We start from the raw sequence: 12,569 nt of genomic DNA on the forward strand, positions 1-12,569 counted from the left end.
GGGGTGGTGCCCGGCGTCTCGCACCTGCTCGATCGGTTCCGGCCGGCTGGTGTTCCCGGGCCGGTCGCATCGGTGGGCGCGCCGGCCGATCGTCGCCGGGACGCGGCCGCGGAGCTCGCGCCCATCTTCGAGGTCCTGACCGCCGCCGTACAGGAGGCCGACCGGATCCGTGCCGACGCCCACGCCTCGGCGGACCGGTGCCGCGCCGCCGCCGACCGTTCCGCAGGCGAGATCGTCGCCCGCGCCCGGGAGGCCGCGCCGCGTGAGCGCGCCGCTGCCGCGGCCCTCGAGCGGGAGGCGACCGCCCGCGAACTCGCGGCGCTGGCGACCGCCGCCGATGAGCGGGCGCGGGAGGTCCGGCGTGCCGCCGAGGCACGTCGGCCCGCGCTGGTCCGCGAGATCCTCGACGAGGTCCGCATGGTCGTGGCCGCCGCGTGCGGGTTGCCCGTGGACCGGGTGCCGGCCGTGGGGTCGCGGCGATGAGCGCCGGTTGGGTGGGCGGCAGCGTACGGGCGCTCGCGGTGGCCCGTCGTTGCGTCGGCGCTGGCGCGGCCCGTGACCTCGCGCGGAGGCCGGTGGTCGACGCGGTGCGTACGCTCAGCCACACGGTCTACGGCTCCCGGGTAGCGGTCGGCATGCCGGATGCCGGGGTGGAGCGCGGTCTGGCGGAAACCGTGGTGTGGCACCTGCGTGTACTCGCCGGTTGGCAGCCGCCGGCGGGCGTACGGGCCCTGCGCGCGCTCGCCGGCTGGTTCGAGATCGCCAACGTGGATGAGCGGATGGCCGGGTGGGCGGGTACGCCGGCCGATCCGCCGTTCGCGCTGGGCGCCCTGGCCATTGCGTGGCCACGACTGCACCGAGCCAGGGACGGCCAGGAGCTGCGTGCCGCGCTCGCCGCCTCGCCGTGGGGTGACCCGGGTGGCACGGACGCGCGGACCATCGGTCTGCACATGCGTGCGGCATGGGCACGTCGGGTGGGCGTACACGTGCCCTCCGCCCGGTCGTGGGCGGCGGGTGGCGTCGCCCTCCTTGTCGCCCGCGAACGGCACGTACTCGTCGGCGTCCTGCCGGCCGCCGCCGCGGCCACGGCGGCCCGTTCCATCGGTCGGACGGCGGCTGGTGCGCCGTCCTGGCCGTCGTTCGTGGCCGCGCTCCCCGGACCCGCCCGGTGGGTGTTCGAGCCCGGAGACGGGCCGGGTGAGCTGTGGCGGGCCGAGGCGCGGTGGTGGCGGCGGGTCCACGCCGACGCGGCCGCGTTGCTGGCCGCGCCACGGGAGGGCCAGCACCGGGTCGTCGGCGCGGCAGTGCTGCTCGCCGTGGACGCGGTCACGGTACGGGCGGCGCTGGCCGCCGCCGTGCGGTGCGGCGGTACGGAGCTGGTCGATGCGTTGGCGTGAGGCGTTCGCGGCGGTGCCCATGACGCGTGTCGCGGTCGTGGCTCCCGCCGAACTGCTGCGCACCGCCCTGGTCCGCGTCGCGGACGCGGGATGCCTCGACATCGACCGCCTGGTGCCGGCTGCCGATCAGCCGGCCGCCAGCGCCGCACAGGCCCTGCAACGCCTGGCCCTGCCCGATTCGCCGGAAGCCCGGCTGCTGGAGACTCCGCCCGATATCGCGACTCTCGTGGAGGAGCGTCGCGCGGACCTGCTCGCGGGGGAGACGCAGTTGGCGGACCTCAGTGCCCAGGTCGTCGATCGCGACGGTGTGGCGGCCCTGCTCGGCTGGGCGCCGACCGCGACGCTACCCACCCTCGCGGCAAGGCTGCGACCGGCCGGCGCCACCGTGGTCACCCTGCCCGCGCCGCGCGGCGTGCTGCCCCCGACCGTCGTGGACCGGCCCGGACCCGGACGGACGTTTGCGCCCCTGGTGAACACGTACGCGACCACTCCGTACGTGGACGTGGACGTGAGCGTCCCGGCCGGGCTGGCGTACGTGGTGATGTTCGGGGCAATGTTCGCCGACGTCGGGCACGGTGTCCTGCTGTTCGCCGGTGCCGTGGTGGTCCGGCTCGGCCTAGTGCGCCGGCTCGCGCCGTTGTGGCCACACTGGGCGTTCCTCGCCGCCGCTGGCGTCAGTACCGTGGCGTTCGGCCTGGTGTTCGGCGAGTGCTTCGGACCTACCGGCCTGGTCCCCGCAGGGTTGGTGGCACCCCTGGAGCAGCCGGTGGCGATGCTGCTCGGGGGCATCGCGTTGGGCGCCGTCCTGCTCGCCGGGGCGTTCGCCCTCGGTACGGTCAACCGCTTCCGCGAGGGCGGCTGGGCACTGGCCCTGTACGCGCCCTCCGGCGCGGCGGGCGCGCTGTTGTTCGCCGCCCTCGGCACGGCCGCCGCCGCCTGGTATGCGCACAGCGCGACCCTGGCAACGGTAGCGGCCGGGTCGGGCGCCGCTGGTCTTGCTTTGGCATACGCCGGCCTGTTCGCGGCGGCGGGCGGCGGCTGGGCGGGCGCGGCGCAGGCCACGATCGAGACGGTTGATCTGCTCGTGCGGCTCGCCGCCAACGTGGTGTCCTTCGCCCGCATCGCCGCATTCGGGCTCACCCACGCGGTGCTCGGCTCGATCGTCTGGGCGGCCACCGTCGGACTCTGGCACCGGGGCGCGGCCGGGTCGTCGGCGGCGGTCGTGGTGTTCGCGCTGGGCAACACGGTGGCGTTCGCGCTGGCGGCGCTCGTCGCCGGCGTACAGGCACTACGGCTGGAGTACTACGAGCTGTTCTCCCGGGTGTTCCAGATGGAGGGCCGGCCGTACCGGCCCTGGCACGTACCGCTCGCGTCGACGAAGGAGTGACGTATGTCCCCCTGGATCCTCGCTGTACCCGCCCTCGTGGGCGGGTGGCTGGCCACGCTCGGTCTGCTGCGCCGGCGCGGTGCCACCGCGCGGCGGATCGCGGCCGTACTCGCGATGGTCGTCCTCGTCGCGGGCGCGGGCGCGCTGGCCACCGCGCTGGCCGCCGGTCCCGCCCACGCGGACAGATCCACGCCGGCCACCGTCGCGCTGGCCGCCGCGCCCGCGAACGGCATGGCACTGCTGGCTGCCGCCATTGCCGTCGTGGGCTCGTCGATCGGCGCAGCCATCGCCGTCGCCTACACCGGCGCGGCGGCACTGGCGGCGATGAGCGAGCGACCGGAGATGTTCGGCCGCGCCATGGTCATCGTGGGGCTGGCCGAAGGCATCGCCATCTACGGCCTCATCGTCGCGATCATCCTGATCGGACGGGCCTGAGGCGTGGGCGGCGTCGTCGCGATCGGGGAAGCGCAACTGGTGGCCGACTTCGCGCTGGCCGGGGTGGCCGTCCACGTCGCCGACAGCCCGGCGGACGCGGTCGCCGCCTGGCGGGCGCTGGCGGACAGCACCGCCCTGGTCATCCTCAGCCCGACCGCGGCACAGGCGATCGGGCCGACCTCGCCAGGTCCGGGCCGGCCCGTCGTGGCGGTGTTACCGGCCGACCCCAGCCGCCCGGATCCGGAGCTGACCATCGTCCGGACCGCTCACCCCGACACACCGCGATGAGCGTCTCCGCGTCCGCCACCACCGTGCCGCCGCTGGGCGGGGCGGACGTCGCCCTGGAGACCGACCTGGCGCCCGTGGTTGAGGCCCTGCTGGCCGCCGCCCGACACGACGCCGGACACATACTGGCCGCAGCGCGGGCCTCGGCCGAACAGACCACCACAGCCGCGGCCGGACGAGCCGCGCAGATCCTCGCCGACGCCGCAGCGGCCGGCACCGCGGACGCCCGGGCGGCCGGTGCCGCACAGCGCCGGGCGGCCCGCCGTAGCGCCCACGGCATCGTCCTGGCGGCGCGGCGGCGGGCGTACGACGCGCTTATCGAGCAGGCCCGCAAGGCGGTGGCCGGCCTGCTCGACGGGCCTGCCGCCGAGCCGGTGCGTCGGCAGCTCAGCGAGGCCGCCCGGCAGATTCTCGGACCGGACACCCAGGTACGGGTGACGAGCGATGGCGGCATCCTCGCCGACAACGGCCCGCGCCGGCTGAACCTCTCGCTTGCCGCGTTCGTCGACCGGGCCGTGGCGACCGTGCTGGCCCGCGATGCCGCGCAGCCGCCCGGGGCCGGGCCATGATCGGCGCGGTTCGGCGCGTCAGCGGACCGCTGGTCGAGATCGACCCGATCCCCGGGCTGGCGATGGCAGACCTGGTCGAGGTCGGCCGTGGCGGCCTGACCGCCGAGGTCGTCGCGCTGACCCGCGACGCCGTCACGACGCAGGCGTACGAGTACACCGGCTCGCTCGCCCCCGGCGACCCGGTGCGTACCCTCGGCCGGCCGCTGTCCGCTCTGTTGGGCCCCGGGCTGACCGGCGGCGTCTTCGACGGGCTACTGCGCCCGCTCAGCTACGCGGGCACCTGGCTGCTACCTGGCACCAGCGCGGCCGACCCGGCCCCGGCGGACGGCCCTGCCTGGTCGCTGCGGCCAGCGGCGTCGCCCGGCCTTACGGTCGGCCCGGGGGACCTGCTCGCCACCGTCGACGACGCCGGTTCGGTCATCCACCGTGTCCTCGTGCCGCCCGGCGTGGCTGGCCCGCTGGACTGGCTCGCCCCGCCGGGCCGGTACGCGGCCGCCGACCGCGTCGCGCAGGTGGCCGGCCGGTCGGTGACCCTGGCCGAGTGGTGGCCGGTACGCAAGCCACGTCCGTACCGGCAACGCCGGGCCGCGGCGGCGCCGCTGGTGACCGGTCAACGCGTCCTCGACGCCCTGTACCCCCTCACCAAGGGCGCCTGCGCCGCCGTACCCGGCGGATTCGGTACGGGCAAGACCGTGCTGCTGCAGCAGGTCGCCAAATGGTGCGCGGCCGACGTCATCGTCTACGTCGGCTGCGGCGAACGCGGCAACGAACTGGCCAACGTACTGACCGAACTGGCCGAGCTCACTGACCCGCGCACCGGCGGCCGGCTGGCCGAGCGCACCGTGCTGATCGCCAACACCTCGAATATGCCGATCATGGCTCGGGAAGCCAGCATCTACACCGGCGTCTGCGTCGCCGAGTACTTCCGCGACATGGGGTACGACGCCGTCGTCATCGCCGACTCGACGTCGCGGTGGGCGGAGGCACTGCGCGAGTTCGCCTCCCGCACCGGCGCGTTGCCGGCGGAGGAGGGCTACCCGGCCGGCCTCGCGTCCGCGCTCGCCGCCTTCTACGAACGCGCCGGCATCGTCACGACCCTCGGCGGGCAGGTGGGCTCGGTGAGCATCATCGGTGCGGTATCCCCGCCCGGCGGTGACATGACCGAACCGGTTACCGCCCATACCCAGCGCTTCGTCCGTACGCTGTGGACGCTGGACCGGGAGCTGGCGTACGCGCGGCACTATCCCGCGGTGTCGTGGCACGGCTCGTACTGCCGCGACGCCGAGGCTGTCGGCGACTGGCACGCTACCCGCGGCGACCCCGGGTGGGCCGACCGGCGCGCCCGGATGATGCGCCTGCTCACCCGCGCCGACGAGCTGACCGAGCTGGCCGACCTGGTCGGCCTCGCCGCCCTGCCGGCAGGCGAACGGATGACCCTGCTCGCCGGGCGGCTGCTGCGCGAGGCCGTCCTGCAACAGAACGCCCTATCGGCCACCGACGCGTTCTGCTCCCCGGACAAGTGCGCCGCCCTGGTCGACGTGCTGCTCGCCGTCGCCGACCGGCTGGCCGATTTGGCCGCTGCCGGCGTCGACCCACAACGACTGGAGGACCACGACTTCGCCCCGCTCGTCCGCGCCCGCGAGGACACCGGACCGGACGACGCCGACGACGTACGCCGCCGCGGCGCGGCCGAGCTGGGCCGGCTCGGATGAGCGCCACACCCGTCGAATACCGCACGGTCAGCGACGTCCGCGGCCCCCTGCTCGTCGTGCGGGACGTGGCCGGCGTCGGTTGGGACGAGTACGCCCACATCAGCCTCCCCGGCGACCGCCGCCACGGCATCGTCCTCGAGGTCGACCGCGACCTGGCGGTCGTACAGGTCCTGGAAGGCACCGACGGCATCGACCCGGCCGCCACCACCGTGTCGTTCGGCGGGCAACCGCTGCGGATCCCGGTCGGACCCGGGTGGCTCGGGCGGGTGTGCAACGGCCGCGGCGAACCCATCGACGGCGGGCCACCCATCCTCGCCCCGCACACCGCCCCCGTGTCCGGCAACCCCATCAACCCGACCGCCCGGCAGGCACCCGCCGAACCCGTACTCACCGGCGTATCCGCCGTCGACGCGCTGACCACCCTGGTGCGCGGCCAGAAACTGCCCGTCTTCTCCGTCGCCGGCCTGCCACACCTGCGGCTGGCCACCCAGATCGCGGCCCAGGCCGCCGCCGGCGACCAACCGTTCTGTGTCGTCGTCGCAGCCATGGGCCTCAGCCACGCCGACGCCGACGCCGCCCGCGACGTCCTCGAGGAGCGCTCCGCCGCCGGTGAGCTGGTGCTCCTGGTCAACCTGGCCGACGACCCGGTCATGGAGCGCATCCTCGCCCCGCGGGTGGCCCTGACCATCGCCGAACACCTCGCGTACAGCCTGGACCGGCACGTACTGGTCGTCGCCGCCGACATGACCAGCTACTGCGAGGCGGTACGCGAGATCTCCGCCGCCCGCGGCGAGATCCCCGCCCGCCACGCCTACCCCGGCTACCTCTACAGCGACCTGGCGAGCCTGTACGAACGGTGCGGCCGCATCCGCGGCCGACCCGGATCTGTGACGATCATGCCCGTGCTCACCATGCCGGCCGGCGACATCACCCACCCCGTCCCCGACCTCACCGGCTACATCACCGAAGGCCAGATCGTCCTGTCCGCACGGGCCCACGCACGGGGCGTCTACCCTCCGGTGGACCCGCTGTCGTCGCTGTCGCGGCTCATGCGCCACGGCGCCGGCCCCGGCCACACCCGCGATGACCACCTCGACGTCGCCGCTCAGCTGCTGGCCGCCCTCGCCCGCAGCCGCCAGGTACGCGACCTCGCCGAACTTATCGGTACCGACGCCCTGTCGCCCACCGATCAGGCATACCTGACGCTGGAACAGGAACTCGCCGACCGGCTGCTGACCCAGCGCCCGGACCGGACGCGCGGCCTCGACGACACCCTCGACCGGGCGTGGGCCGTGTTGGGCACGCTGCCCCGGCGCGAGCTGACCATGATCAGTGCCGCCCAGGTGGCCGCGCACCTGCCGCCCGACCCCGCCGCCGACCATGCCTGACCTGCGCGGCGTCCCACCCGGGCGGGCCGGTCGGCTGTGGCTCACCGCCCGGCTCCACGCCGCCGAACACGCCGCCGAACTGCTGCAACGCAAACTGCGCCTGCTCGGCGCCGAACGCGAACGCTTGGCCGCGCACCTCGCGCGCGCCGAGGCGCGCTGGCGGGACGCGTGGCGTATGGCTGTCACGTGGAGCGCCCGGGCGGCCGCGCTCGGCGGACCACGCGAACGGCGGCTGTCTGCCCCACCCGTAACAGCGACGGTGACCATCGCCTGGCAGGGACCCATGGGCGTGCGGTACCCCCAACTGTCCGCCTGCGTGCCAGCCATCGCGGCCGACGACACCCGCGCCCCGGGAACAGCGGCCCTGCTCGAGGCGGCCACCGCCTACCGGGACGCCCTCGCGGCCGCCGCGGAACACGCAACCACCCGGGCCGCCGTCCACGTCATCGACGCCGAGATCTCCGCGACCCGGCGACGGGTACGCGCCATAACCGACCGGCGCATCGCCACACTGACCCGGATCCTTCAAGATCGAATCCGCGACCTGGACGAGGAGGAACGCGCATACGCCGCCCGGCTACGCTGGGCCGCCGACCACCGACCCCTGCCCGGCTAAGCCCGATGGGAAGATCCACGGTCACCGCCGCGCCGGGCGGCTTTCGCCAGCGGATCGCCGGCTGCGCGGCATACGCTCGGGTGATGGCGGACCGCAGCCAGTACGCGGCCGAGGAAGCCGTGCTTTTGCGAGGCGCTGTGAGTGCCGCGCTGCACGCGCCATCAGTGCTCAACACGCAGCCGTGGCGTTGGCGTCTGACGGGGTCGAGTCTGGAGCTGTTCCGGGATCCGTCCCGTCAGTTGCATGTTCTGGATCCCGACGGTCGGCTCGCGGTCCTCAGCTGTGGGGCAGCGCTTCACCACGCTCGCGTCTCGCTCGCTGCGGCCCATCGGCGGGCACTCGTCGATCGGTTTCCCGATCCGGTGATCATCGAACTGCTCGCGCGACTGAGCGTCGCGCCGGAGGTGTACACGGATCAGCGCGAGATCGCGATGGCCCACGCGATCAAGCAGCGTCGGACCGATAGACGCCTGATCGCCTACGCCCGTTACCTCGGCAAGGAGGATATCGCCTTGCTGTCGATGGCCGCCGTGAGTGAGGGTGTGACACTGCATCGAGTCACTCCGGGCCAGCGTCATCTCGTGGCCATGGCGGCCGATCGGGCGCAGCGCATCGAGAACACGAACGGGGCGTACGGCCGAGAAATCGCTGAATGGACGCGACGTCGGTCGGTGGGCAGTGGTGTCGGCTCCGCAAGCCTGGTCGCGCCCGTGCCGCGGCCGGTGCCGCTGCGCGACTTGTCGGGTGGTGGCCAGACGGGTTTGCATCCCGGGTTCGGCGATGACGACTATGCGGAGTACCTGATCGTCGCCACGGGCGGTGATATCGCACTTGACTGGTTGCGCGCCGGCGAGGCTGCCAGTGCTGTGTGGCTGACCGCGACCGTGCACGGACTTGCCATGTCGGCCATCAGTGAGGTTGTCGAGATTCCTGAGGCACGTGCCGTGCTCAGCGGCCTGCTTGACCAACCCGGTCATCCGCAACTGCTCCTGCGTACGGGGCTCCAGGGCCACTCGGCGCCGCCACCGGCAAGTTCGCGGCGACCCCTTGGTGACGTGTTGGAGGAGATACCCGTCAACGCGCCGGATAGAGCCAATACAGAGCCACGTTCAGCGTGAATGCTCATACTGGGTATTGCGGTCTGCTCGGTCGATGTCGGCGGGAGAGGTGAGGGCCGTGATGGTCGAGCCTGCGTCCACGATCATCGACGTGTCGGGCCTTGGTCTCTTGGTTGAACTTCTTCAGGCGCAGGGGTTCACCGTGGTCGGTCCGACGGTGCGCGATGGTGCGATCGTGCTCGCCGAGCTTGGTTCGGCCGCCGAGCTGCCGTACGGCTGGGGCGTGGACACCGAGGCGGGCCGCTACCGGTTGCGTGAGCGGACCGATCGCGCGGCCTTCGGGCACTCGGCCGGTCCGCAGTCGTGGAAGAGCGTGCTGCACCCGGCCCGGGCCCGGATGTGGTCGGCGGACCGGGTGACCGGCGAGGTGGTTGCGGGGGAGACGGGGGAGTGGCCGCGTTACGCGTTGGTCGGTGTGCGCCCGTGTGACCTGGCGGCGATCCGGACGCTGGACCAGGTGCTGGTCGGTGGGGCGCACCGCGATCCTGCCTACGACCGCCGCCGCGACGGCACGTTCGTTGTCGCGGTGGAATGCACTGAACCGGGAGCCACGTGCTTTTGTGCCTCCATGGGATGCGGTCCCGGAGCCGTTGCAGGGTTCGATCTGGCCCTGATCGAGCTCGTCGACGTCGACGCCGAGGAACACCGGTTCGTGGCCCGAGCCGGCACCCCGGCGGGCGTGGAGGTCCTTGCGCGGCTGCCGGGTGCCCCAGCCGATGACTCGACCCTGGAGCGGGCGAGGGACGCGGTGGCGGGCGCGGCGGGCCGGATGGGGCGTGCCATGCCGGACGCCGACCTGCACCAGCTGATGATCGACAGCCGGGAGTCGCCGCATTGGGACGATGTCGCTGCCCGCTGTCTGACCTGTGGCAACTGCACGATGGTGTGCCCGACGTGTTTCTGCGTCACGACCGAGGACGTGACCGACCTCGTCGGTGACCACGCGGAGCGGTGGCGGGTGTGGGACTCGTGTTTCGCGCTGGACTTCAGCTACCTGCATGGTGGCGGGGTCCGGGCCAGCGGCCAGAGCCGGTACCGCCAGTGGATCAGTCACAAGCTGGGTACCTGGTACGACCAGTTCGGCACGTCCGGCTGTGTGGGGTGCGGCCGATGCATCGTGTGGTGCCCGGTCGGCATCGACATAACCCAGGAGGCGGCGGCGCTCGCCGCCCTGCACCCGGTGGACGCGGGATGACCACTGGCATGGGGGAGCGGGTCGCCCGGCATCCATTCCTCGCCGGGCTGGTTCCCCCGTACCGGTGGGCCTTCGGCGCGCAGGTGTGGGAACCCACGGACGCCTTCGCGGCGCCTGGCCCGACTGTCGGAGCACGGCCATGACCACCGCCATCGCCCCGATGGTCGCCTGCCGGCCCGACGCTGCCCTGCCACGCCCGTACCGGGTGGTCTCCCGCCTGCGGCACACGGACGACACCGCGACCATCGAGATAGCGCCGACCGTCGAGGCGGCCCCCGCGTTCGCGCCCGGCCAGTTCGCCATGGTTACCGCCTTCGGCGCCGGCTGGTGCGGGCACTGCCAGCTCGGACCATTGCTGCTGTGCCGGGACGGGCCGGTGGTCGGCTACGACGTGTCCGCGCCGCTGCTGCGGGTGCGGGAGCTGTGATGGAACCACCGACGTTGGCGGTGTGGAAGTTCGCTTCCTGCGACGGCTGCCAGCTCACGCTGCTGGATTGCGAGGACGACCTGCTCGCGCTCGCGGGCCGGGTGCGCATCGCGCACTTCCGCGAGGCCACGTCCGACAGCCTGCCCGGGCCGTATGACGTGTCGCTGGTGGAGGGTTCGGTCACCACGGCCGAGGACGCGCAGCGCATCCAGCACGTACGCCGGGTGTCGCGGACGCTGGTCACGATCGGCGCCTGCGCGACCGCGGGCGGTGTGCAGGCCCTGCGCAACTTCGCCGATGTGGAGGAGTTTCGATCGGTGGTGTATGCCCGTCCCGACTACATCGACACGCTTGCTACCTCGACGCCCATCGCGGCCCACGTGCCGGTTGACGTCGAGCTCCGTGGGTGTCCGATCGACCGGCGCCAGCTGCTGGAGGTGATCACCGCCCTGCTGGCCGGGCGACGGCCCAATGTGCCCACCCACAGCGTGTGCTTCGAGTGCAAGCAGCGGGGAAACGTGTGCGTGGTGGTCGCGCACGGTACGCCGTGCCTGGGCCCGGTGACCCAGGCGGGCTGCGGCGCCCTGTGCCCCAGCCACCACCGGGGCTGCTACGGCTGTTTCGGGCCGGTGGAGACGCCCAACGGCCCCGCTCAGGCCGGCCTGTTGCGCGCCACCGGTATGTCGGCGGGCGACATCGGGCGGGCGTACCGGACGTTCAACACCGGTGCGCCCGCGTTTGTCGCGCTGTCGTCGGTGACCGTCGGGCCACCGCCGGGTGCCGGCCCGTCGGACGTGGCGGTGCCGCGATGACCCACCGGTCCGACCGCACGCTCGATGTGCGCTCCCTCGCCCGGGTCGAGGGTGAGGGCGCCATGCGCGTCCGGGTGCGTGACGGTCCGGTCGAGGACGCCTGCGGGGTGACGGCGCTGGACTGGGCACTGGACACCGCCCGCTGGGTGGCCACCTTCGAGTTTCCGGACTTCCGCCACGACCACGAGATGGCGCTGACCCACCCCGACCGGTACGCCATCGAACGCGGCACCGTCGTCACCGCCGGCGGGCTCGCCTTCCGGGTGGACGACTTCGAGAAATACGTGGTCGAGGACCAGGTGCCGCACTCGACCGCGCTGCACGCCCGGCTGAGGGATCGGGGGCACTACCTCACCGGCCCGGCCGCCCGCTACACGCTCAATCGTCACCTGCTGTCCCCGTTGGCGTTGGAAATCGCGGCCGCGATCGGGCTGGGCCCGTGCTGCGACAACCCTTACCGCAGCATCCTGGTCCGTGCCGGGATCGGTCGCGGTGCCACCGAGGCGACCCGAGGAACGCTGTTTCACCGGTACGCCCTCGACGCCGACGGCCTGATCGTCTCCGCGCGCATCGTCCCGCCCACCGCCCAGAACCAGGCCAGCATTGAGGACGGCCTGCGCCGGTTCGTCGCCGACCGGCTCGACCTCGGTGACCACCGCCTCACCCACGCCTGCGAGCAGGCGATCCGCAACTACGACCCGTGCATATCGTGCGCCACCCACTTCCTTGACCTGACCGTGGAGCGGCTGTGATGGGCGGCCGGGTGGTCATCGGGGTCGGCAACGACCTGCGCCGCGACGACGGCGTCGGCCCCGCCGTGGTGGACGTGCTGCGCTCCCTGTCGCCCGTCCCGCCCGACCTTGCCGGGGCGACGCTCGCGGTGACCGACGGCGAACCTACCCGGCTGATTGACCTCTGGGCCGATGCCGACCTCGCGGTTGTCGTCAACGCGGTGCGCTCGCCCACCGACCCGCCCGGGCGCCGCTATGAGCTGAACCTTACGGAGATGGCGGGCACCGACGCGCCGCCGGTCAGCTCCCACCACGTTGGTTTCGGCGACACCGTTGCGCTGGCCGGCACCCTGGACCGGCTGCCGCGCGAGCTGGTCGTGCTGGCGGTCACCGGCGCCGACTTCGGGTTCGGCTCCGGGCTGACCAAGGAGGTCGCCGACTGCGTCGTACCCATCGCGCTACGGGTACGAGAGGTGCTGAGCGGCCATGACTGACGA

General features: G+C 73.2%; 15 protein-coding genes. All 15 read left to right on the forward strand.

Annotation, left to right across the window (positions count from 1 at the left end; all coding sequences use genetic code 11):
- The first annotated feature begins 6 nt into the window (after positions 1 to 6).
- The 15 genes from ABD211_RS14445 (at position 7) to ABD211_RS14515 (ending at position 12,566) form a co-directional block, all read left to right on the forward strand.
- The gene (locus ABD211_RS14445; protein ID WP_344130820.1) at positions 7 to 483 is read left to right on the forward strand and encodes a hypothetical protein; all 477 of its coding nucleotides are present in this window, start codon (positions 7 to 9) and stop codon (positions 481 to 483) included.
- The gene (locus tag ABD211_RS14450) at positions 480 to 1,397 is read left to right on the forward strand and encodes a hypothetical protein (RefSeq protein ID WP_344130823.1); all 918 of its coding nucleotides are present in this window, start codon (positions 480 to 482) and stop codon (positions 1,395 to 1,397) included. The genes ABD211_RS14445 and ABD211_RS14450 overlap by 4 nt, the downstream gene beginning before the upstream one ends.
- Complete coding sequence (locus ABD211_RS14455; RefSeq protein WP_344130825.1) at positions 1,384 to 2,784, forward strand: V-type ATPase 116kDa subunit family protein; 1,401 nt, start codon at positions 1,384 to 1,386, stop codon at positions 2,782 to 2,784. Before ABD211_RS14450 ends, ABD211_RS14455 begins: the two co-directional genes overlap by 14 nt.
- A gap of 3 nt (positions 2,785 to 2,787) precedes the next feature.
- Positions 2,788 to 3,219 (forward strand): ATP synthase subunit C, encoded by a 432-nt coding sequence (locus tag ABD211_RS14460; protein ID WP_344130827.1) that lies wholly within the window; start codon positions 2,788 to 2,790, stop codon positions 3,217 to 3,219.
- 3 nt (positions 3,220 to 3,222) lie between these two features.
- Complete coding sequence (locus ABD211_RS14465) at positions 3,223 to 3,507, forward strand: hypothetical protein (RefSeq protein ID WP_344130830.1); 285 nt, start codon at positions 3,223 to 3,225, stop codon at positions 3,505 to 3,507.
- Positions 3,504 to 4,073, forward strand: coding sequence for a hypothetical protein (locus tag ABD211_RS14470; protein ID WP_344130832.1), 570 nt, complete (start codon positions 3,504 to 3,506; stop codon positions 4,071 to 4,073). Before ABD211_RS14465 ends, ABD211_RS14470 begins: the two co-directional genes overlap by 4 nt.
- Positions 4,070 to 5,785, forward strand: a complete 1,716-nt coding sequence (locus tag ABD211_RS14475) for a V-type ATP synthase subunit A (RefSeq protein ID WP_344130835.1) — start codon at positions 4,070 to 4,072, stop codon at positions 5,783 to 5,785. The genes ABD211_RS14470 and ABD211_RS14475 overlap by 4 nt, the downstream gene beginning before the upstream one ends.
- Positions 5,782 to 7,173, forward strand: coding sequence for a V-type ATP synthase subunit B (locus ABD211_RS14480; protein WP_344130838.1), 1,392 nt, complete (start codon positions 5,782 to 5,784; stop codon positions 7,171 to 7,173). Before ABD211_RS14475 ends, ABD211_RS14480 begins: the two co-directional genes overlap by 4 nt.
- On the forward strand, positions 7,166 to 7,789 hold the full coding sequence (locus ABD211_RS14485) for a V-type ATP synthase subunit D (protein WP_344130841.1): 624 nt from the start codon (positions 7,166 to 7,168) through the stop codon (positions 7,787 to 7,789). The genes ABD211_RS14480 and ABD211_RS14485 overlap by 8 nt, the downstream gene beginning before the upstream one ends.
- An 83-nt stretch (positions 7,790 to 7,872) precedes the next feature.
- Complete coding sequence (locus ABD211_RS14490) at positions 7,873 to 8,907, forward strand: Acg family FMN-binding oxidoreductase (RefSeq protein WP_344130844.1); 1,035 nt, start codon at positions 7,873 to 7,875, stop codon at positions 8,905 to 8,907.
- Positions 8,908 to 8,968: 61 nt separating this feature from the next.
- On the forward strand, positions 8,969 to 10,102 hold the full coding sequence (locus tag ABD211_RS14495; RefSeq protein WP_344130970.1) for a 4Fe-4S dicluster domain-containing protein: 1,134 nt from the start codon (positions 8,969 to 8,971) through the stop codon (positions 10,100 to 10,102).
- A 139-nt stretch (positions 10,103 to 10,241) separates the two neighbouring features.
- The gene (locus tag ABD211_RS14500; protein ID WP_344130847.1) at positions 10,242 to 10,529 is read left to right on the forward strand and encodes a hypothetical protein; all 288 of its coding nucleotides are present in this window, start codon (positions 10,242 to 10,244) and stop codon (positions 10,527 to 10,529) included.
- Positions 10,529 to 11,341, forward strand: coding sequence for an NADH-quinone oxidoreductase subunit B family protein (locus ABD211_RS14505; RefSeq protein ID WP_344130850.1), 813 nt, complete (start codon positions 10,529 to 10,531; stop codon positions 11,339 to 11,341). The genes ABD211_RS14500 and ABD211_RS14505 overlap by 1 nt, the downstream gene beginning before the upstream one ends.
- Positions 11,338 to 12,093: a hypothetical protein gene (locus ABD211_RS14510; protein WP_344130853.1), complete on the forward strand. Its 756-nt coding sequence runs from the start codon at positions 11,338 to 11,340 to the stop codon at positions 12,091 to 12,093. Before ABD211_RS14505 ends, ABD211_RS14510 begins: the two co-directional genes overlap by 4 nt.
- Positions 12,093 to 12,566 carry a hydrogenase maturation protease gene (locus ABD211_RS14515; protein ID WP_344130973.1) on the forward strand — a complete coding sequence of 158 codons (474 nt, stop codon included), beginning with the start codon at positions 12,093 to 12,095 and terminating at the stop codon, positions 12,564 to 12,566. The genes ABD211_RS14510 and ABD211_RS14515 overlap by 1 nt, the downstream gene beginning before the upstream one ends.
- Positions 12,567 to 12,569 lie beyond the last annotated feature (3 nt).

Origin of the sequence: Luedemannella flava, assembly GCF_039528515.1 — a bacterium.
In the GTDB taxonomy this organism is placed as follows: domain Bacteria; phylum Actinomycetota; class Actinomycetes; order Mycobacteriales; family Micromonosporaceae; genus Luedemannella; species Luedemannella flava.

Excerpts from the sequence above, each read along its gene's own strand:
- ABD211_RS14450 (WP_344130823.1), top strand. The coding sequence starts at position 480 with ATGAGCGCCGGTTGGGTGGGCGGCAGCGTACGGGCGCTCGCGGTGGCC.
- ABD211_RS14455 (WP_344130825.1), top strand. The coding sequence starts at position 1,384 with ATGCGTTGGCGTGAGGCGTTCGCGGCGGTGCCCATGACGCGTGTCGCG.
- ABD211_RS14460 (WP_344130827.1), top strand. The coding sequence starts at position 2,788 with ATGTCCCCCTGGATCCTCGCTGTACCCGCCCTCGTGGGCGGGTGGCTG.
- ABD211_RS14470 (WP_344130832.1), top strand. The coding sequence starts at position 3,504 with ATGAGCGTCTCCGCGTCCGCCACCACCGTGCCGCCGCTGGGCGGGGCG.
- ABD211_RS14475 (WP_344130835.1), top strand. The coding sequence starts at position 4,070 with ATGATCGGCGCGGTTCGGCGCGTCAGCGGACCGCTGGTCGAGATCGAC.
- ABD211_RS14480 (WP_344130838.1), top strand. The coding sequence starts at position 5,782 with ATGAGCGCCACACCCGTCGAATACCGCACGGTCAGCGACGTCCGCGGC.
- ABD211_RS14485 (WP_344130841.1), top strand. The coding sequence starts at position 7,166 with ATGCCTGACCTGCGCGGCGTCCCACCCGGGCGGGCCGGTCGGCTGTGG.
- ABD211_RS14490 (WP_344130844.1), top strand. The coding sequence starts at position 7,873 with ATGGCGGACCGCAGCCAGTACGCGGCCGAGGAAGCCGTGCTTTTGCGA.
- ABD211_RS14495 (WP_344130970.1), top strand. The coding sequence starts at position 8,969 with ATGGTCGAGCCTGCGTCCACGATCATCGACGTGTCGGGCCTTGGTCTC.
- ABD211_RS14500 (WP_344130847.1), top strand. The coding sequence starts at position 10,242 with ATGACCACCGCCATCGCCCCGATGGTCGCCTGCCGGCCCGACGCTGCC.
- ABD211_RS14505 (WP_344130850.1), top strand. The coding sequence starts at position 10,529 with ATGGAACCACCGACGTTGGCGGTGTGGAAGTTCGCTTCCTGCGACGGC.
- ABD211_RS14510 (WP_344130853.1), top strand. The coding sequence starts at position 11,338 with ATGACCCACCGGTCCGACCGCACGCTCGATGTGCGCTCCCTCGCCCGG.
- ABD211_RS14515 (WP_344130973.1), top strand. The coding sequence starts at position 12,093 with ATGGGCGGCCGGGTGGTCATCGGGGTCGGCAACGACCTGCGCCGCGAC.